We start from the raw sequence: 20,983 nt of genomic DNA, 5'->3' as shown, positions 1-20,983 counted from the left end.
ATACGAGGCCCGTACGTACGGTTCTGTGAGAGGGATGAGGCGGCAACGCCTCACCCTACTCGATATGCCTCGCTTTTTATGGGTTTCTGTTCCAGTTCGGCTAATACTAAACGCTTGAGCTGATTGGCAAGAGGGGATAATTGGCGGCCACGCATTTGCAACAAATAATACGGGCTCATGACAATTTTTCTGTCCAATTTTAGTGTTTTTAAGTCAGCTTTGACTTTATGACCCACTAGCAAATCACTGACTTCTCTCGCCATCGGCGCAATGGCGTTGGAAGACACCAAGATAGCGATTAATGCCAATAAAGAGGTGCTGTTGGTAATGCTTAACGGCAGTTCAGCGCGTTCTTCCATAAAGGCCGCTTCGACCGCTTCACGTATGGGCGCACGGTGGGACTGCATGACCCATTCAAAATGAGCGAGGTCTTTGACGCGCACTTTATCAAGATTGGCCAATGGGTGATCTTTACGCACCACGAGTGTGACCGATTCAGTACGGGCTGGATAAATTTCAAATTCGTTGGCGTCGTATTGTTTAGGGATTCGCGCGAGCACGAAGTCATTGTGTCCAGCGATTAAATCACGCACTAAAATATCACTGGTGTCCACATTGATGTCTATCTCGGCTTTGGGGGCGATGGCACGCAATTGTTGAATGGCTGGAATGACAAACCCCACTGCGGCCCCGGTTACCGCGCCGATAGCGGTGGTGCCTCCGCCACCTTCTTTTAGTTCGCCTACTTCACGGGCAAGATCTCGTAGCTCAACCAAAAGATTGTGGGCGCGACGTGCCACGGCTTGACCAACCAAGGTTGGTTCCATGCCTTTGGCATGACGAATAAATAAACGCGTACCTATGGTTTGTTCAATTTCACTCAACATGCGTGACGCCGCAGGCTGTGTCATCGCCATTTCATCCGCGGCAATTCCAAGTTGACCATGCTCTGCAATAACCGAAATTAAACGCAACTGATTGAGTTTTAAATGCTTGGCCAGACCTATGTCCATATCGACCTCTATTATTGTTTTTAATGAAGATATCTTACTCTAATCTTAAGTGTTGCATAAGCGCTCAGACTGGTTTGATTGGGCCTATTTGGTTGAGAGTTCCTTTACTTTCCCCTATTCTCTGCAACCGTTCTGAGAAAAAATATATTTTGATAAATTAAATGAAAGGTTGTTGCATACCTAAAATGATCAGTAAAAAAAGGCGCCGCATAGTATGGCTGTTATGCATACCTACTCACTTACTCTGATAAGGAAATCAATGCATGAATGAACTGATCTTATATACTACCGAAGATGGAAAAAACCGGATTCAACTGCGAGCAGATAGCGGCACGGTCTGGCTCAGTCAGCTGGACATGGCCGAGCTGTTTCTCACCTCTAAACAAAATGTAGCTAAGCATCTTAAAGCGATTTTTGTTGATGGGGAGTTGGTCCAAGAAGCAGTTGTCAACCAATGGTTGACAACTGCTTCTGATGGCAAAAAATATAAGGTTGTACACTACAACCTAGATGCTATTTTGGCCGTGGGTTATAGAGTGCGTTCGCCGCGCGGCGTTCAGTTTCGTCGCTGGGCGAGTACCGTACTGAGCGAGTATTTACATAAGGGCTTCGTAATGGATGACGAGCGTTTGAAAAATCCCGATGGTCGCCCCGATTATTTTGATGAGATGTTGGCGCGCATCCGTGATATTCGTGCCTCAGAAAAACGTTTTTACCAAAAAGTACGTGAGCTGTTTGCTCTTAGCAGCGATTACGATAAGAGTGATAAAAACACTCAACAGTTTTTCGCCATGGTGCAAAATCTATTGATCTATGCGGTAACACAACAGACCGCCGCCGAGCTGATTTGTGCCCGCGCTAATCCTGATGATGGCCATTTTGGATTGCTCAGTTGGAAAGGCGATAAAGTACGTAAGCAAGATATTTTAATCGCTAAAAACTATTTGAATGAAGATGAAATAGACACGCTTAATCGGCTCGTGGTGATCTTTTTGGAAACCGCTGAGTTACGTGCCAAGAGCCGTATGGAAACGCGTATGGCGTTTTGGCAAACACGTGTTGGCGAGATTATCAGCAGCAATGGTTTTCCTTTATTAGCGGATGCTGGCTCAATCAGTCATGCGCAAATGGAGTACTCGACTAACGAAAGATATGCCGACTTTGATCTGCGCCGTAAAAAACAAGAAAGGTTAGCAGCCGACCAAGCCGATGACTCCGAACTGCAAGCACTAGAGTACAAACTTAAATACCGTTCAAATGACGAATGAAAGCAACCATATCAGGACGGAACATAATAAAATAAACTGAGCAGCGGATTGTGTAATCGCTGATGCTCTAATGCAACATTAAAGCCCCAAGGTCTTTAACAATAGTCCGAAACAACCCTATGAGCTAGAAGTGTGATCTAAGCTTGAGCGGTCAGATGAAAAGAAATATCTGTTAACCCTGAAACCCGTTAAAAACTATTTGTTTAGATTTTTAACGGGTATAAATCGCAGCGCTTATTTAGGAATAAATTGGCGGTTTACAGCAGATTCTGGATCAAAGCTGTCGACGGCAATATTTTGCGCTTTGGCGGTCCATTGCCATGTGGTGGCGAGTCGTTCTTGGGTAAATGCGCCGTAACCGTCTTGATCGCTGACAGCGTTATACACTAACGATTTAATCGAATTAATGGTGTCTGTTGCGGTACTAGCGTCGACTTCAGGTACCATCTCATGGACGATTTGTCCGCTTTCTTCGGGGTGTGCCCAGGTGTATTCAATGGCTTTTTTATACGCTGCAACAAAGCGTTTTGTTACATCAGGATGTTCATTAATAAAGCGATTCGAGGCAATAACTGAGGTGGAATAAAATTCTAATCCGGCATCGTACCAAGGCAGTATTTGCAAGGTCTTGCCCGCGCTTTGAGCTTGTTGCTGATAAATGACGGTATCGGTTACCCATGAAATTACCACATCCACGTTGCCTGACAGCAACATAGGGTTGAGCGCACCCGCGTCAGCTTTGATCAGTTTTATACTGTCTGGATCGACCCCGTTGACTTCAAGCAGTAGCGGTAAAAATACGTTTGATGAGGTGTAAGGCGAAGTGGCAATGCGTTTTCCGGTGACGTCTTTGACACTCTTAACGTCTGAGTCAGAAGGCACATAAAAAGCATGAGGCGCTTTGCTAAACACGGAATATAGGGCTGAAACAGGCACATCGTTTTGGGCTTTTGCCATTAACAATGCCACCAAATCAGACAAGCCTATGTCGGCATTGCCGGTGGCCAGTTTGCTAATAGAATCATTAGAGCCCCGACCGCTGGCAACGGTGACGTCTAAATCAGCGGCATCAAAAAAACCTTTTTTGATGCCAACGTAAACGGGGGCTTTGTCGCCACCCGGTAGCCAATCTAGCTGAAATCTTACTTTATCCGCGGCAAAGGCTGTGTTGATGTTGAACGCTGTACATGCCACGGCCCCAGCTAGGCATAGGGTACGAAATAGAGATGTTTTACAGGTGGTATTCATTGTTTTCTCCAAGCTTCATCATAGATCTGGTTGCGCTTTTTTCATCAGACCAGACTCAATTATTGAAACAACCACAAAGAAAACCAGATGAGGAAAGAGCGAGAGGGCTGGGTACACAGTCGAGTTAAATTGAAACGGCTGTCACTTCCCTTTCGACATCCTCTTTGGGTTGTCGATAAGGCAGTGAGCAATGCCCGAATTTAGTGAATTAGAACCCGACACCAAATTTGACCGCTTCTACTCATTGCGTCACGCAAACGATTTGCGCTACTTATGACTAAGCAACAAGCAGGCCAAATAGGCTTGTCTATAAAATCAGCCGTTATGCGGTTTTTTGATTCTTGGTTATGCACTTGAAGTGGGCGAATGGTGATCTTGTTGCACCATAAATACGATCATTCAATATGAAATACCATGATTACTTAACGCTCGCTGTGCGTTTATTGCCGTTGCATAGACTGGTACAGGGTTTGCTTGTAGATCTGGTTAAATTGTGTGCGAAACAAAGAGTAGAAGCGGTTAAGCCTTGTGGCCTGGACATTGCTCTTTCCTAAAAAAGGAGAGTGTTATGCCCCAGTATTTGATCCATCAAGCCAAAGCCGTTGCAGGTTATGCGCTTCCTCAAGACATCCGTATCAAAGATGGCGTGATTGCCGCCATTGCTCCCACACTAAATCGTGAGCCAGACGACGAGTTAATAGACGCTTTACGCTGTGTGGTTTATCCAGGGTTCGTGAACACTCACCATCATCTTGCACAGTCTATTCTAAAAGGCATTCCGGCAGGTCTTAACCAAGGTTTAGGAGAATGGCTGGCCAGTGTTCCCTATCGGTTTTGGCCACAAATTACGCCAGATTTAATGTATGTGGCGGCGAAACTAGGCCTGTATGAACAGTTACGTTCTGGGGTGACAACCTGCGCGGATCACCATTATTTATACCATGCGACCACCTCGCCTGAGTTGGAAGACGCCGTTTGGCGTGCGGCGGAAGATTTAGGGATTCGCTTAGTTTTATGTCGGGGTGGTGCGACGGTGCAAGGCAGTCATAAAGGCATGAAAGACAGTGGCATCGTGCCCGAATCATTGGATTTGTCACTGGATCGACTTGATGCTTCCTACAAACGCTATCATGACGCCGGCCCATTCAGCATGCGACGCTTAGTTGTTGCGCCCACCAGCTTGGTTCACACCTCGTCAGCAGAGGATTTGCGCAGTTACGCTCAGTGGGCAAGAGAGCGTAAGTTACTGCGTCACTCACATTTATTAGAAGTGTCTTTCGATGAGCAAATGGCGCAACAAAATTTCGGCATGAGCGCCATTGATTACGCCGCCCATTGTGATTGGTTAGGCGACGATGTGTGGTTTGCTCACTTGGTACAAGCGGATGCTCATGCGATTGAATTACTGGCGCAAACCAAGACTCGAATCGCCCATTGTCCAACGTCAAATTGTCGACTAGGCAGCGGCATTGCACCGGTTCTTGCAATGGAAAAAGCCGGCATTCCTATTACCCTTGGTGTTGATGGTTCTGCATCCAGTGAGAATGCTTCTATGCTGCAAGAGTTGAATTTAGCTTGGTTGCTGCATCGTACTCAAGGCGGCCCGGCGGCCACCAATGTCGCTCAGGTACTTAAATGGGGCACGCAAAATGGCGCCGAGCTTTTAGGGCTGAAAACAGGCCAAATAGCCGAGGGGTATGCTGCGGATCTAGTCTTGTATTCTCTTGATGCACCGCGTTTTTCTGGTGTACACAGTCTGTTAGAAGCGCCAATCTTATGCGGCGAACCAGCGTTGATTCAACACAGCTTTATTAACGGCAAGCGAGTGGTGGAAAATGGCCAAGTCCTCGGCGTGGACGAAACCGAGTTAATCCGAGACGTAAAAGCGGCGGTATTGGAATTGTTGGTCAGAGCGCCATCTAATTGATTGCGGGATATAAGAAGAGACGAGTAAACTAATGCTTCATTTTTGTTAGACCCTGAGGATACGGATGTCGCTTTCTGATGCCCAAGTAGCGGACAAACCGCAACGGCGCTTAGCCGAAAAAGAGTTCATTGCGCTGTTTGCCTTGATGATGTCGCTGACCGCGTTGAGTATGGACGCCATGTTGCCAGCGTTTCCACAAATTGCTGCATCACTTGCTATTGTGGATTATCAACAAACTCAGTGGATTGTCTCAGCGATGATTCTGGGTATGGTGTTCGGTGAGATCGTTTTTGGTCCGCTGTCGGATGCGATTGGCCGTAAAAAAAGCATTTTAATTGGCGTTAGTATTTATCTCTTAGGTTCTGTGATTGCGTTATTGGCGACGTCTATCGAGGTGTTTTTGCTGGGCCGTATGATTCAAGGTTTTGGCGTTGCTGGCCCTAAAATTGCCTCCCGTGCCTTGGTGCGAGATTTGTACAAAGGCGCCGCTATGGCGCGCATTATGTCGTTTGTCATGATGGTGTTTATTCTTGTACCTATGCTCGCACCGTCATTGGGGCAACTGGTGATTAAAGTGGCTGATTGGCGCTGGATTTTTGCCTTATTGATGATACAAGCCGCTGTTGCTGGTGGTTGGCTTTTGTTACGCCAACCAGAAACCTTGCTAAAAGAGAACCGTGTACCGTTAAACCGAAAACGCCTAATGGCTGACGTGCGCATTATTCTGAGTCGTCGTGATGTGATGGCGTTTACCATTTTGTTAGGCTGTATTTTTGGTGGTTTGATGTTGTACATTAGTACGGCGCAATCTATTTTTCAGGATGTGTATGACACGGGCGATCGTTTTCCGTTGTTCTTTGCCATGCTAGCGATAGGTTCTTCTATCATCAATTTTTCAAATGGCAAAATAGTCCTGCGAGTTGGCATGCTACGCTGTGTGATTGGCGCCTTAAGCGTGATGTTCTTGACCGCATTTATTCTGTTGGTTGCGGCTTTTTTCTTCGATGGCGTGCCACCTTTTGTGCTCTTCATGGGCTTGGGTATGGTGATGTTTTCTTGCCTCGGTATGGTTTTTGGTAATGTGAATGCCATGGCGATGGAGCCATTAGGGAACATGGCGGGGCTTGGCGCTTCGCTAATCTCGTCTTTATCAAGCTTAATTGCCATTGTCTTAGCAACCATTGCAGGACAGTTTTACAACTTTACTGTTATTCCTTTGGCTAGTGGCTTTGTGATCTTCTCACTGATTGCTTTAATTATGCTGAACTATGGGCATAAGCACAGCCAGTCTGATAATGAAGAATAAGACTTTTCATCGCATAGTTTGTTTGGTGAAGGCGTGTGTCATTCAGTTGTCAGCAAAGTAGGTTAGAATAGAGGTTCAGTTTTTTGTATGAGCAACCTATGTCCTCCCAAGTATCTCCCTCTGCGCCCTTAGCAAAGCAACTTTTCTCCATGACATGGCCGATGATGTTTGGCATTTTGTCGTTGATGAGTTTTCAGTTGGTGGACAGTGCTTTTATTGGTCAGTTAGGTGTTTTACCACTGGCAGCACAGGGCTTTACCTTGCCCATTCAGATGATTGTGATCGGCCTGCAGGTGGGTCTTGGGATTGCGACAACGGCGATTATTTCAAGAGCTTTAGGGGCCGGTAAGATTCGTTACGCCAAGCAGCTTGGCGGTTTGATTTTGGTGATGGGGTGTGTGGGCATTGCTTTTTTTAGCGTGCTTATTTGGCTGTTCCGCCATCCGATTTTGGCGTTATTGAGTGCGCCCGATTCTGTCTATCCTATTATTGATGCTTATTGGCCTCATTGGTTGCTAAGTGCGTGGGTCGGGGCATTAATCTATTTTTACTACAGTATTTGTCGTTCCAATGGGAACACCTTGTTGCCTGGTATCATGATGATAGTCACCAGCGTACTCAACTTGGTGTTAGACCCTATCTTCATCTTCACGCTAGATCTTGGTTTAAACGGTGCTGCAATGGCAACCACAGTGGCGTTTGGTCTGGGTACCTTAATTGTAGCGCCGAAAGTGGCTCGAAAGCATTGGATTACCTTTGATTGGCAAGACTTAAATATCGGCAAAAGCTTGGCGTCGATTGGTCATATTATGGGGCCTGCGATGATTAGCCAGTTGCTGCCGCCTGTGTCTTCTATGTTAGCCACTAAGTTAATTGCTGGGTTTGGTACGGCCGCGGTGGCTTCTTGGGCGCTGGGCTCGCGATTTGAATTTTTCTCCATTGTGGCCGTGTTGGCGCTGACTATGTCTATGCCTCCCATGGTAGGGCGATTGTTAGGTGAAGGTCGCTTGGATGATGTGCGTTACGTGGTGCGTTTGGCGTGTCGTTTTGTGTTGTCGTTTCAGTTAGTGATCGCCGTCATTACTTTTTTTATCTCGGGCGTATTGGCAAACTTAATGACCAGCGATGAAGACGTCTCGACGATTTTGCATTGGCATCTGATGATAGTACCGGTGAGCCTTGGTTTGCTTGGCATCTGTATGTTGATGGTGTCTATCTCTAATGCATTAGGAAAATCCTACACAGCTTTAACAATATCGGCATTGCGCTTGTTTGCTTTCTTTCTGCCTTGTCTATGGATTGGTTCTGAACTAGCGGGGCTTAAAGGTTTGTTCTTCGGCGTCTTGATCGGCAATGTTCTCGCAGGTATTTGTGCTTGGCGTATGTACCTAAGAGCGCTTGAGCAGGTCGAGGGCCAATTGAATAAGGTGTAATCCCGCAATATCGTCCAATCTTTTTTGTCTGTTATTGGTTAGTCTATTGTTATGGATTGGGCGAGTTTAGAGAGGGTATGATGTCGGCAGAAAATCGGTTTCAGTTTGCGAAAAGCGCTGTGCTTGATGAAGTCATGTTGCTGGAAGCGTCGATGAGCGATTTTTCCTATGGCACTCATGCTCATGAGGAGTTTTCGTTTGGTGTGACCTTGTCTGGCCGCCAAGACTTCTCCGCTTTGGGAGAACATCACAAAAGCTATGCTGGCAATGTGATTGTGTTTAACCCTGAAGATGCTCACGACGGTCATTCTGGTGCTGACGATCCGCTTCATTACAAAATGCTTTATGTTCATCCTGACCAACTAAGCCCTATGCTTACCAGTGCTGGCGTTCGACGAGCACAAGACTTTCGTATCGAACATCCTGTGCAAAACGATGCCGTGCTCAAAACGCATATTTTACGTTTGGCCGCTTTAGTGGAAAGTACGTCAACCTCGGCATTGGAGTACTCGTCTGCGTTGTTTGAATTTGCTGAATATTTAGCGCGCCAAAAGGGAATTCAGCGCTCTGTTAGTCTAGGCAAGTCCAAACGCCGTGCGAAAGACCCTGTTTTTGAGCGAGTGCGTGATTATTTACATGCTCATGTCGGGGAAGAAGTGTCTCTCGACGAGTTAAGCCAAGTGGCGCATATGTCGAAGTACCATTTGTTGCGTTGTTTCCGTGATTATTTCGGTATGACGCCCCATCAGTATTGGCAAAACTATCGTATTAACCGTGCCAAAGAAGCGCTTGAACTTGGTATGCCATTAGCGGATGTGGCTTACACTTTTGGTTTTACCGATTTGAGCTATTTCAATCGTCGTTTTAAACCCATGTTTGGCCTCACGCCTTATCAATTTAGGCGGACTTTGCTGCGTAGTTAGTCTTACTACTCATTACGTTACATACCGAATGTTACTGACGTCTTTTTATCAATATCCATTTGAGGAATACCCATGCTCGAAATACTCATTTATGCCTTTGGTGTCATGTACAGTCCAGGACCTGCCAATATGCTGGCGTTGTTTGCCGGAATAAATGGGCAAGGTTGGCGGGCGTTCCTGTATTGCGTTGGTGTTGGGGCCGCCATGCTGATCTTGTTTCTATTGATTGGCTATTTAGGTGGCGAGATTATTCCCCAAGACTATCAATCCTTTATTGCTGTATTGGGTGGCCTGTATATCGCCTACCTTGGGGTGAAAATCTTACGGGCGAGCTTTCAGCAAAGTACGTTGAAAGCCAAAGATACAGAAGTGAGCTTTAAAACCGGATTGATATTACAGCTTTGTAATCCTAAAGCTTTGGTCGCCATTGTGCCTATTGTGACCGTGCAATTTCCACGAGCACAGATCGAGGGTGGGCATATTGCTCTCTGGTCACTCGGGCTTGCCGCTATGGCCTGGGGTGCGCCAAGTGTGTATTTACTCGCAGGCTCTCGTCTTAAAAAAGCCGCAATGAATCCTATCATCATGGCGTGGGTGAATCGCATTATGGCGCTGTTATTACTCTATGTGGCGTATCGATTTATCTTCGCTTAGTAACAGCATACAGAACAAAGAGAAAGTGACAATACAGAGGGGTTGTATTGGATTCTGTGTGTTTTTTTAATGATCTGTCTGCGTCTGTTGGGTTGGTATTAAGGCGTTTATTATTGTTTGCTCAGACGTTTCACGACATTAGGAGGTTGGTATGATTATCATTGCATTGCTACAGCACATTTCGGTTTGTTTTCAACGTTACCACTCTCGTAAGAAGCTTGCGTCTTTGTCCCATGAACTGCGCAAAGACATGGGCATCATGCAAGACAGCTTTGAGGTGGAAGTTGCTAAAGGTAATGTATTTATTCTGATTAAAGAGTTGAGTGCGATGCTCAAAAATGAGAGTAAAAAAGCGCGTAAAGCCTGATCTTATGCAAATTAGAGATTGCCGATAGCCACAGCGCGGTAATCCTCCTAAAATAACGCCATTCAAATGCCTTGGTTTTCTGTATGAAGATGACCAAGGTATCTCCGTATTACAAGGAATGGCTTTTCATGACCGACGACCAAAAAAAGAAACTCGAACAGAAACTTTGGAGCATTGCCAACGAGCTACGTGGCAAGATGAATGCTGACGAGTTTCGTGATTATTGTTTGGGTTTTATCTTCTACAAATACCTGTCTGAACGCCTGTGCGACTTCGCCGATAAGATTCTTCATAACGATGACCCTAGTCTCAATTACGCCACGTTAGATGAGCAAGATGAAGCCGTGCAAGAAATGCTCGACGCCTTGCAAGAAGACGCTCTTGAAGAACTCGGCTACTTTTTAAAACCCTCGGAACTGTTCAGTAACCTAGCGCAACGTGGTGCACACAAAGACACAGACAGCGAAGACAAAGACGCCGATATTGTCGTTGATCGTTTTATCCTAGGTGACTTACAAGAGGTGCTGAACAACATTGAACGCTCCACCATGGGCACCGAGAGTGAAGACGACTTCGACCATTTATTTGAAGAGCTCGATCTCAACTCCAGCAAGCTTGGCCGCGACCCTGATGCGCGCAATGTGTTGATCGCTAAAATCATGCTGCATCTCGACAGTATTGACTTTGCCATTCACGACAGCGAAAGCGATGTATTGGGCGATGCTTATGAATACTTGATCGGCCAGTTTGCCGCGGGTGCGGGCAAAAAAGCCGGTGAATTCTATACGCCACAAGCGGTCTCTACCGTGTTGGCAAAACTGGTCACCCACAGAAAAAGCCGCTTAAAAAGCGTCTATGACCCAACCTGTGGCTCAGGGTCTTTGTTATTGCGTGTCGCCAAAGAAGTGGGCAAAGACAACATCGGCCATTTTTACGGCCAAGAAATGAACCGCACCACCTTTAACCTTGCCCGTATGAACATGATTCTGCACGGCGTGCATTACCGCGATTTTGACCTCAAACAAGACGACACCCTAGAAAACCCACAACACATAGACGAACGCTTCGACGCCATTGTCGCCAACCCGCCGTTTTCTGCTCAGTGGAGCGCGAAGAAGATCTTCGAAAGTGACGACCGTTTTGCCCAATACGGCAAGCTGGCCCCTGGTTCAAAAGCTGACTTCGCCTTTGTACAACATATGTTGTATCAGCTGGACGACAACGGCACCTTGGCAGTGGTTTTACCCCATGGCGTGTTATTCCGTGGCGCGGCAGAAGGGCACATTCGTCGTTACTTGATTGAAGAACGAAACTGGCTAGACGCAGTTATTGGCTTACCCGCTAACATCTTCTTTGGTACTGGGATTGCTACTTGTATCTTGGTGTTTAAAAAGTGCCGCGAAAACCCAGACAATATTTTGTTTATCGATGCTAGTGCTTATTATGAAAAAGGCAAAAAGCAGAACTACTTAAAGAGTGAGCAAATAGAAGACATTATTGCCGCTTACGACAACCGCCTAGAAATCGACAAATACGCCCACGTCGCGCCCATGGTCGAAATAGCCGAAAACGACTACAACCTCAACATCCCACGTTATGTGGACACCTTTGAAGAAGAAGCACCCATCGACCTCGCCGCTGTCACCCAAGAGCTAAAACAGTTAGACAACGACATGGCCGAATTGGACAAGACCATACAAGGCTTTTGCAACGAACTAGGCATCGAGGCGCCCTTATGAATCAATATACTAAAACAGGATTTTTAATATTTGTTTCAACCCTGATAAAGGAGAGACGTTAGATGGCAGAAATATTAGATCTAACCGCGTTAGACAAAGCCACGGCCAGTTTTAAAGTCGCCTTGGATGAATATGCCAAAGACACCAGTAATGAATTTGTGCGGGATGCCTGTATTCAGCGTTTTGAATATTGTTATGACCTAGCGGCCAAAATGATCGCCCGTTATTTAAGCATGGCAGCGGCTAACCCAAGCGAAGTGAAAGAAATGAGCTTTCAGGACAAAGTCCGCGAAGCCTACAGCCAGAAATTACTGCAAAACAGCTGGGATGTGTGGTGGGTTTATCGTGACAACCGTAATAAAACTTCCCACAGTTATAACCTCAATGTGGTGCTGGAAATCATGCAAGACATAGACAGCTTCTACGACGAAGTGGCGTATCTCCTGCACGCCCTACAAACGAAAAGCAAAACCCAAGGCGCATCATGACAGCCCAATTGGATATAACAGAACAAGAACTCGCTATAGTGCAGGGCATTTTACAAAGCATATTGCCAAACAACAGCCGTGTCTGGGTCTTTGGCAGCCGCGCCAAACATACTACCCGCCATAACTCGGATTTGGATCTTGCCATAGAGGCATCAAGCGCCTTAAACAAAACCACTCTGATGCAACTCGCCAGCGCCTTTGAAGACTCCCACCTGCCTTACACAGTGGACATAGTTGATCTACAGCAGGTGGAAGCCTATTTTAAAGATATTATCGATGAGCAAAAAGTGTCTTTTCCACTGTGGGGGAAAGTGCCAGAACTGAGGTTTCCAGAGTTTGAGGGAGAGTGGAAGATAAAAAGAGGCAAGGACTTATTTCTAAACAGCAGAGTGAAAGGAGAAGATGGATTACCTATTTATTCTGTCACCCTAAATGATGGTTTGGTTCCGCGAGCATCTTTAGATAAAAAAATGGAAAATGATGCAGCAAGCGGTGATAACCTGAGAGCCCAAGCTGGTGATCTTGTCTATAACATGATGAGAATGTGGCAAGGCGCTCTTGGTTTAGCCCATGAAGAGTGCATGGTAAGTCCTGCCTATGTCGTGTTATCAGGAAAAGTAAAAACTGACACAAAGTTCTTTGAGTACAACTTGAAACGACCAAGATCGATATACGATTTATGGGCTTATTCTTACGGTCTAACCAATGACCGACTTAGACTGTATTCAAAAGACTTTCTACGCATTAAATTTCGTGTGCCTGAAGAAAAATCGGAGCAACAAAAAATCGCGTCTTTCCTTACTAGCATCGACGATAAGCTAACCAAGCTGCGTCGCAAACGTGAGCTGCTTGACGACTACAAACGCGGCTTGATGCAACAGCTTTTCTCCCAAACGATTCGGTTTAAACAGGATGATGGCAGCGAGTTTGAGGAGTGGGGAAAAAGTTCATTTGGTGCTCTATTTGAAGTTTTATCTGGCTTAACTTATTCGCCTCAAAATATTACGGATAGTGGTTTATTGGTGTTACGTTCATCAAATGTACAAAATGGAAAAATCGATCTTTCTGATAGTGTATTTGTTGACTTGAATGTTTCGGAAAAAAGCCTATCTAAATTCGGTGATATTTTACTTTGTGTACGAAATGGTTCTCGTAGATTAATAGGTAAAAGTGCTCGAATACCTAGAGATCTAGAAAAATCGACTCATGGGGCTTTTATGTCTGTTTTGAGGGGGGAACAAAATGATTTTGTTTTTCAGGTAATGCAAAGTCAGATGTTTTTTAAAGAGATACATAAAAATCTTGGTGCGACAATAAACTCTATTAATGGTAGCGATCTTAAGAAGTTTAAATTTTCATTGCCGGTGGATGAAGTAGAACAACAAAAAATCGCTGACTGCCTGTCGTCCTTTGATGCCAAGATAGACGCGGTGGCGAAGCAAATTCAGCAGCTAGACACCTTTAAAAAAGGTCTGCTGCAAAAGATGTTTGTGTGACCCCCTCCCAGCCTCCCCCTTGGCAGGGGAGGAGTAGGCTGGTCTGTTCCCCTCCCCTTGTGTCTTTGAAGGGGAGGGTTAGGGTGGGGTTGGTTGTTTTGTGGAGATGACCCCCTCCCAGCCTCCCCCTTGGCAGGGAGAGGAGTAGGCTGGTTTGTCTCCCTCCACATTGGCAGGGGAGGGCTAGGGTGGGGTTAAATAGAGTCAGTTAAGTAAAGAAGAGGTTATGATGGAAAGCGATATTCGTTGGGTGCAAAGGTTACAAAATTGGAATCGTGCTTTGGCTCAATTAACCAAGTTCATGCAGCGTGATGCCTTGAATGAGCTAGAAGAGCAGGGCTTGATTCAATCCTTTGAATACAATCATGAGTTGGCTTGGAAGACGCAAAAGGACTATTTAGAAGATCAAGGTTACGAAGAGCTGATAGGCTCCAAAAATGTGGCACGAAAAGCCTTTGAAGTCGGTTTGGTGAAAGATGGTTCGGTATGGTTGGAGATGATTAAAAGTCGAAACCTGAGCTCCCATACTTATAACGAAGAAGTTACGAAAAAAATCGTTACCGCGATTACCGATGACTATTTCCAAGCTATGTGCGACGTGAATGTCACTTTAAATCGCTTTGCAGAGCAAGAATAAGGATTAGACCTTGAAGCAAGATCAATATGGATTACCTAAAGAAACATTAGTTGCCATTCAGACTGCCTTGGCACAGTTTCCTCAAATACAAAAGGCGGTGCTTTATGGCTCTAGAGCTAAGGGCAATTACCGTTCAGGGTCTGATATTGATATTGCGCTTTATACTGATGAGGACGCGCCGTTTAATCTACTGACTAAGGTTTCTCTTGCTATAGATGACTTGGATATTCCTTGGAACGCTGACATAGCACTTGTGCGTTTAATTGAAAATCAGCAATTACTAGACCATATCCAGCGGGTTGGTATCGAAATCTACAGTGCGGCAAAAAATGCGACTATTGAACAAGAAGTCGAAAAGCAAGCTCGCCAAGCGGAAATAGAAGAAGCCCACGGCCGTGTGCCAGATGAAGAAAAAGTTGATAAAAGTCGCTATCAATCCGAAGCACAATTAGAAGAAAGTCTACTCTCTCGTTTGACGACGCTGGGTTATGAGCGAGTCAATATTCGTAATGGCGATGAGTTACGCGCCAATCTTAAACGTCAGTTGGAAATTCATAATAAGGTCGAGTTAAGCGACGCCGAATTTGCCATGGTGTTGAATCATCTTGATAAAGGCAATGTGTTCCAACGGGCGAAAACTCTGCGTGGCCGCTGTTTTATTCCCCGTGAAAACGGCAACGATGTGTATTTTCAGTTTTTGAATTCGAATCATTGGTGCCAGAACGAATATCAAGTGACCAGCCAGATTACCCAGCAAGGCAAGTACGAAAATCGCTACGATGTGACCTTGTTGATCAATGGTTTGCCATTGGTTCAGATCGAGCTAAAACGCCGTGGCGTGGAGCTGAAAGAAGCTTTTAATCAGATTAACCGCTATCAGCGTCATTCCTTTTGGTCGGAAAATGGCTTGTTCAATTACGCTCAGTTGTTTGTGATTTCCAACGGGGTGAACACCAAATATTATGCTAATAACCGCAAGCAAGATTTTAAACAGACCTTCTTTTGGGCCGATAAAAATAACGAGCTTATTACCCAATTAGACGACTTCGCTGATGCTTTTTTAGAAAAGTGCCATGTGTCGAAAATGATCAGTAAATACATTGTGCTGCATGAGTCGGATAAGATCCTTATGGTGTTGCGGCCTTATCAATATTACGCCGCCGAAGCCATTGTGGAGCGGGTAAAAGCGGGACGTAAGAACGGCTATATTTGGCATACCACGGGCTCAGGCAAAACCTTAACCAGTTTTAAAGCGGCGCAATTACTGTGCGATTTGCCCAAGGTCGATAAGGTGATGTTTGTGGTGGATCGGGCGGATCTGGATTATCAAACCACGCGAGAGTTTAATCATTTTAGTGATGGCTGTGTGGATGGCACGGACAATACGCGCGAGTTGGTTAAACAAATGGCGAAGCAGGATCCTAAGAGCAAGTTGATTGTTACCACGATTCAAAAGCTCAATACGGCCATTACGCGTTCACGCCATGAAGCGGCCATGGCAGGCTTAAAAGATCAGCGGGTTATTTTTATTTTTGATGAATGTCACCGCTCGCAGTTTGGCGAAACCCATAAAAACATTAAGAAATTCTTTAGCAAAGCGCAGATGTTTGGTTTTACGGGTACGCCCATTTTTAAAGATAACGCCCTGTCTAACGAAAACGGCAAACGCACCACGAAAGATTTGTTTGGTGAGCGTTTGCATCAATATGTGATCACCAATGCCATTGCCGATGAAAACGTATTGAAATTCTCGGTGGAATATTGGGGCAAGCTGAAGCTAAAAGACGGCTCACTTATCGACGAGAGCGTTACCAGTATTAATACCAAAGAATACTGGGAGAATGACCAACGCATTGAGAATGTAGTGGATTGGGTGATCGCCAATCATGGACGAAAAACCCACAACAAGCAGTTTTCCGCCATGATGTGTGTGAGCAATAAAGACATGCTGTTCAAGTATTACGATGCGTTTAAACGTAAACGCCTTGCTGGTGAGCATGATTTGCGTGTGGTGACTATTTTTAGTTATGGTGCCAATGAAGACGATCAAGACGCTAATGGCTTAATTGGTGAGCCCGACTTTGATATTAAGAGTGATATCAAGACAGACAACCCGAAAACTCAGCATAGCCGTGAAAAGCTAGAATCCTACGTTGAGGATTACAACGCACAATACCACACCAGTTTCTCGGTAAAAGACGGACCAAGTTTTTACACCTATTACAAAGACATCGCCAAGCGCATGAAAGAGCGCGATAAAGAAGGCTTTCAAGACGCAGACCGTGCCGATATTTTGCTGGTGGTGAATATGTTTCTGACTGGGTTTGATGCGAAGAAGCTCAATACCTTGTATGTAGACAAAAACCTCAAATACCACGGTTTGATTCAGGCTTTTTCTCGCACTAATCGGATTTTGGGAGAGTTGAAATCCCAAGGCAATATCGTTTGTTTCCGCAATTTAAAAAACAACACAGACGAAGCCATTAAGCTGTTTTGTGACACCGAAGCCAGTGAAGACGTGCTGATGGAACCTTATGAATTCTATGTGGAAGAATTCAATAAAGGTTTGGTGGATGTGTTGAACCTTGCACAAACGCCGGATGCGGTGAATGACTTAATCAGTGAAGACGCCCAATTGGCGTTTGTGCGTTCGTTCCGCCATGTGGTGCGACAGCTCAACAAATTGAACTCCTTTACCGATTTTACTTGGGATGATTTGGGTTTAGACAAACAAACCTTTGAGGATTTCAAAAGTAAGTATCTGGATATTCATGATCGTACTCGCAAGGAGAAAGAAGAGGGGGCTTCCATCATCAATGACGTGGATTTTGAGCTAGAGCTGATCCAGCGTGATGAAGTGAATGTGGCCTATATCTTACAATTATTGGGTGATATTCAAGCCAAGCAAAAACAAGAAGGCCGAAGCGCCGATACCGACACCGCCATTCGAGATGTATTGAGCATGTTGGGCAAGGAAGTTCAGTTACGCAGCAAACGCGAATTGATCGAAAAATTTGTTAATGAATACCTGCCTAACCTCGCACCAGAACAAAACCTAAACGATACCTTTGCGGGTTTCTGGCAACATCAAAAACGCCAAGCGGTGCATGCTTTGTGTGAAAAAGAACAGATGGATAAAACGGGCTTTTATCGTTTGATTGACGAATATACCTTTACTGGCAAGCGTCCATTGCGGGATCAAGTATTTGCCTTGCTGGATTACAAGCCCAAGCTGCTGGAACGTAAAAAAGTGTTCGAGCGCATCATGGGAGAATTCAATGATATTATCGAAACCTATGAAGAAAACACCGGGCTGATCGAAGGTGTGAGCGAGCCGATTACGGATTACGATACCAGCACGCTGGTAAGTCTTGCCCATTCCGTTGGGGACCGTTCTTTATACTTTAGCGACCAACTGACTCGCTCTCGCCATGCATCGCCAATGGCTAAGTTTGTACTGCACTTGGACACACCGTACACCAAAGCCTTGGAATCGCTAAGCCATTATCAACTCGGCAGTGAGCTGTTAGCTCATGGCGTGGTGAATGACGATATTTTGGCTCAGTACTTGAGCTTAACCTCTCGTTTTCAAGCGATTTTGGAGGAATTTGATGTGCCTTTTACTACCTTGGGGAATGAGCAAGAAGGTGGCTTGTTTTGGTCGTTAAGCGAAGCACGTGAAGGCAGTACAGTAATAGAGTTTGTTTTACAGTATTGGCAGGCGTTTACCGGTGTTGGCGTGGGGACTGGCATTTATCGTTTTGTGATGGATTACCCTAAGCTTTCGGATGGCTTTAAACGCTTAAAAGATGATATCAAGACCTTGCTGCCCGCCACGAAACAAGAGCAGGCTTCGATGATTATTGTCGAAGAGGTAGAAAACGAGTTAAAAAAGTTAAGAGGCGACCGTGAGTGAGTTGATCGATTATTTAAAAACACTGACGTTGGACGATGTTCAAGAATGGGCTGGTGAAAAAATTTATGGTCGTGGTAAAGGCATAGTTAAAGACGTAAGCAGGCTTGCTTTGACCATTAATGATGCTTTGTCTGCCAAGGTTAAAGGCACAGAAGAATACGACACCGAGGTGTATTTAGAAGACGGTGAATTGACGTCGTTCTGCTCTTGTCCTTATGAATATGGCGAATGCAAACACGCGGTAGCGGTCATATTGGCTGCGGCCAAGCAGCTCAATTCAGGCAAAGACATTCCCCAAGATGACATGCTTGCTGCGACACCAAGAGACATTGAGTTGTCTATTGTTGATAACTCGTTAGAGATATCTAAACCGTCGTCGAAAAAAGTGGAATTAGATCCTTCTTATCCCCGTACGTTAGAAGCGCTGCAAAAAATGCTCTCCAAGCAGCCAAAAGCAGTATTGGTGAAACAGTTACTGCTTCTTTCAATGAAAGATTATGAGACCGAGCAAAGTCTGTGGGCGTTGGCGGACAGCACGCCAAACCTTGTTAATGTGAAGCCTCAAGTTGACTCATTAAGGCGCAAAATCAAAAAAATCACCGCTGAAGAAAGTTGGCAGGATTATTGGAACCATAAAGGGCATACGCCAGATTATTCTCCTATTCGCAAAGGGTTAGAGGCATTGCTCAAACAGAATGCATTCGATGAAGTGGTTGAGTTAGGCGGTGAACTTTGGTCATTAGGCATAGAGCAAATTCATCATAGTAATGATGAAGGTGAGCTCGCCAATGATCTAAGCCGCACTATGTTTATTGTGTTGGAAGCTTTGCCACAAACTAGCATGAAACCTGTTATTCAGCTTTTTTGGTGGATTGATAGAGAGCTGGAAGATGACTATGAACTGTTGCAAGACTTAGATCTTGTTTACAACCATGAGCGTTATCAAACCGAGCATTGGCAAGATGTGGCGATGATTTTAACTCAGCGTTTAGCGAATGTTCCTGAGTCTAAAAAACAGGACTATGAGTATAAAAGAGTCGTTGATATGTTGGCCTTTGCTTATCAAAAAGCAGGCGATGACAAGGCTATTCTCGCCATGATGGAGAAACAGGTTAACAACACCAAAGACTACGTAAAATTGGTCGGGGGTTTTGTTAAACAAGGCAATATGGGCAAAGCCAAAGAGTGGTGTTTGATTGGTTTTAACGACACGTTAAAGGAAAAGCCAGGTATTGCTCGTCGTTTAAAAGATCAATTAATCGAATGGCATAAAGAAGACGGCAATATCGCGCAAGTGGCCGCTTTGTCTGTGGACGACTTTTTGGCATCTATTGATATGAAAAGCTTCCAAACTCTTGAGCGTTTATTTCAAACGAAACATCCACTTCTAGATGGGCAATGGCAGTTGGTTCGAGCGACGCTTTTGCATCTCATTGAGCATGGCAACTCTGTTACGGACTCATTGCCTATTGACTGGCCTTTGCCGAAGCCGGAAGTGAGTTCGTTAATGGCCGAGTCGAAGGGTTTTATGCACCAGACACGAGTCGAAGACTTGCTCATTCATATTGCGGTTCATGAAAAACAATTAGACGAAGCCGTGGATCGTTTTGGTAATCGAGCGGGCTATCAAATCATGACGGATAGCCTTGCTCGCTCTTTAGCACTTGCTGTGTCTAAATCCTACCCTGAAACCTCAATTAGTATCTGGAAAGCCTGTGCTCTGAATGACATTGCCAGAGCTAAAGCAGAGGCATACCGAGACGCAGGAAAACATCTTCGCCAACTGCGCAAAGTTTATGAAGAGCATCAGCGTTTAGAAGAATGGCAGAAATATATTAAGCGCTTGCAGGTAGAACACAAACGTAAGATTCGTCTGCAAGAGGTGCTAAACGATCTGCTTAAATCCAAAAAAAGTGCTAAGTTAATACACTGATTTGTTTGGTTGTAACCTAACGAAACTAGGGCATAACCGGAAGGATTAGGGCGTTATTATTTTGGTGTTTGTCGATTTTATATTTGAGGAGTATGCTGTTTAGATGTTTTTAATAGGCTTAATGATGTGTTGAGCATACCGCGAGTCGTTTGGGTTATGATGTGCTTTGTTGTTGGGTCGTGGCTGACTTTATCTGCCTCGATACAGGCGATTGTTCACGCCTCTATGCCAGACACACATACGTCAGCGTTACTCTCTTTGCATGCATCACATCAGGATATGGCGTCAGTCTCTCAAGTGCCATTCTCTGCGATACCCATGTCTGATGTGAACCTAGTGTCTAACTTTCACGATCATACTAAAAACATGAATTACGTGGATTGTGTCGATCATTGTACGTTAGCTGCTTTGCCTCCTATACTTTTGGTGTTGGCTTCTACTGCCGTGTATTGGCCTGCATTGTCGCTGATCGAAAAATGGCGACATCATTTTTTAGAGTTAGTCACGCCGCCTCCCCGTTTATCTGCGTTAATTGCGAGTTAGCTGTTTATTAGACAGTGCCTAATATCCTGACGGCTTTAGTACGATTCATTATGCTGAATAACGTCTAAGCCGTTTGTAAAAACTCAGTAACG

The 20,983-nt window shown here is 45.1% G+C and carries 16 protein-coding genes; 14 read left to right on the top strand and 2 right to left on the bottom strand.

Translation table 11 applies throughout. The features are described from left to right. Window positions 1–50: 50 nt before the first annotated feature. Window positions 51–1,013: a LysR family transcriptional regulator gene (locus DK187_RS18070; RefSeq protein ID WP_111608724.1), complete on the bottom strand. Its 963-nt coding sequence runs from the start codon at window positions 1,011–1,013 to the stop codon at window positions 51–53. Between the two features lie 263 nt (window positions 1,014–1,276). Between DK187_RS18070 and DK187_RS18065 the strand changes: the two genes are divergently transcribed. Beyond that, window positions 1,277–2,281 (top strand): virulence RhuM family protein, encoded by a 1,005-nt coding sequence (locus DK187_RS18065; protein WP_111608723.1) that lies wholly within the window; start codon window positions 1,277–1,279, stop codon window positions 2,279–2,281. Window positions 2,282–2,515: 234 nt separating this feature from the next. Here DK187_RS18065 and DK187_RS18060 read toward each other — a convergent pair whose 3' ends face one another. Next, window positions 2,516–3,529: an ABC transporter substrate-binding protein gene (locus tag DK187_RS18060; protein WP_111608722.1), complete on the bottom strand. Its 1,014-nt coding sequence runs from the start codon at window positions 3,527–3,529 to the stop codon at window positions 2,516–2,518. Window positions 3,530–4,097: 568 nt separating this feature from the next. Between DK187_RS18060 and DK187_RS18055 the strand changes: the two genes are divergently transcribed. The 13 genes from DK187_RS18055 to DK187_RS17995 all read left to right on the top strand — a co-directional run bounded on the left by DK187_RS18055 (window position 4,098) and on the right by DK187_RS17995 (window position 20,891). Further along, window positions 4,098–5,456 (top strand): amidohydrolase family protein, encoded by a 1,359-nt coding sequence (locus DK187_RS18055; protein WP_111608721.1) that lies wholly within the window; start codon window positions 4,098–4,100, stop codon window positions 5,454–5,456. Between the two features lie 64 nt (window positions 5,457–5,520). Beyond that, window positions 5,521–6,762 carry a multidrug effflux MFS transporter gene (locus DK187_RS18050; protein WP_111608720.1) on the top strand — a complete coding sequence of 414 codons (1,242 nt, stop codon included), beginning with the start codon at window positions 5,521–5,523 and terminating at the stop codon, window positions 6,760–6,762. A gap of 98 nt (window positions 6,763–6,860) precedes the next feature. Then, the gene (locus DK187_RS18045) at window positions 6,861–8,195 is read left to right on the top strand and encodes an MATE family efflux transporter (RefSeq protein WP_111608719.1); all 1,335 of its coding nucleotides are present in this window, start codon (window positions 6,861–6,863) and stop codon (window positions 8,193–8,195) included. A gap of 80 nt (window positions 8,196–8,275) precedes the next feature. Beyond that, entirely contained in the window at window positions 8,276–9,118 is an 843-nt protein-coding gene (locus DK187_RS18040) for an AraC family transcriptional regulator (protein WP_111608728.1), read from the top strand. 72 nt (window positions 9,119–9,190) lie between these two features. Further along, window positions 9,191–9,772, top strand: a complete 582-nt coding sequence (locus DK187_RS18035; RefSeq protein ID WP_111608718.1) for a LysE family translocator — start codon at window positions 9,191–9,193, stop codon at window positions 9,770–9,772. A 151-nt stretch (window positions 9,773–9,923) separates the two neighbouring features. Next, window positions 9,924–10,139: a hypothetical protein gene (locus DK187_RS18030; protein ID WP_111608717.1), complete on the top strand. Its 216-nt coding sequence runs from the start codon at window positions 9,924–9,926 to the stop codon at window positions 10,137–10,139. Window positions 10,140–10,267: 128 nt separating this feature from the next. Further along, complete coding sequence (locus DK187_RS18025) at window positions 10,268–11,878, top strand: type I restriction-modification system subunit M (protein WP_111608716.1); 1,611 nt, start codon at window positions 10,268–10,270, stop codon at window positions 11,876–11,878. A gap of 62 nt (window positions 11,879–11,940) precedes the next feature. After that, complete coding sequence (locus DK187_RS18020) at window positions 11,941–12,366, top strand: HI0074 family nucleotidyltransferase substrate-binding subunit (RefSeq protein ID WP_111608715.1); 426 nt, start codon at window positions 11,941–11,943, stop codon at window positions 12,364–12,366. Beyond that, complete coding sequence (locus tag DK187_RS18015; RefSeq protein WP_111608714.1) at window positions 12,363–13,862, top strand: restriction endonuclease subunit S; 1,500 nt, start codon at window positions 12,363–12,365, stop codon at window positions 13,860–13,862. Before DK187_RS18020 ends, DK187_RS18015 begins: the two co-directional genes overlap by 4 nt. 226 nt (window positions 13,863–14,088) lie before the next feature. Beyond that, a complete protein-coding gene (locus tag DK187_RS18010; RefSeq protein WP_223232253.1) occupies window positions 14,089–14,499 on the top strand; it encodes a nucleotidyltransferase substrate binding protein in 411 nt (136 codons plus the stop codon). A 10-nt stretch (window positions 14,500–14,509) separates the two neighbouring features. After that, window positions 14,510–18,415 carry a type I restriction endonuclease subunit R, EcoR124 family gene (locus DK187_RS18005; RefSeq protein WP_111608713.1) on the top strand — a complete coding sequence of 1,302 codons (3,906 nt, stop codon included), beginning with the start codon at window positions 14,510–14,512 and terminating at the stop codon, window positions 18,413–18,415. Then, the gene (locus DK187_RS18000) at window positions 18,408–20,348 is read left to right on the top strand and encodes an SWIM zinc finger family protein (RefSeq protein WP_111608712.1); all 1,941 of its coding nucleotides are present in this window, start codon (window positions 18,408–18,410) and stop codon (window positions 20,346–20,348) included. The genes DK187_RS18005 and DK187_RS18000 overlap by 8 nt, the downstream gene beginning before the upstream one ends. A 126-nt stretch (window positions 20,349–20,474) precedes the next feature. After that, the gene (locus DK187_RS17995) at window positions 20,475–20,891 is read left to right on the top strand and encodes a hypothetical protein (protein ID WP_162623553.1); all 417 of its coding nucleotides are present in this window, start codon (window positions 20,475–20,477) and stop codon (window positions 20,889–20,891) included. Window positions 20,892–20,983: the final 92 nt, after the last annotated feature.

Source organism: Marinomonas arctica, from assembly GCF_003259225.1.
In the GTDB taxonomy this organism is placed as follows: domain Bacteria; phylum Pseudomonadota; class Gammaproteobacteria; order Pseudomonadales; family Marinomonadaceae; genus Marinomonas; species Marinomonas arctica.
This window is presented reverse-complemented; position numbering and strand designations above follow the sequence as displayed.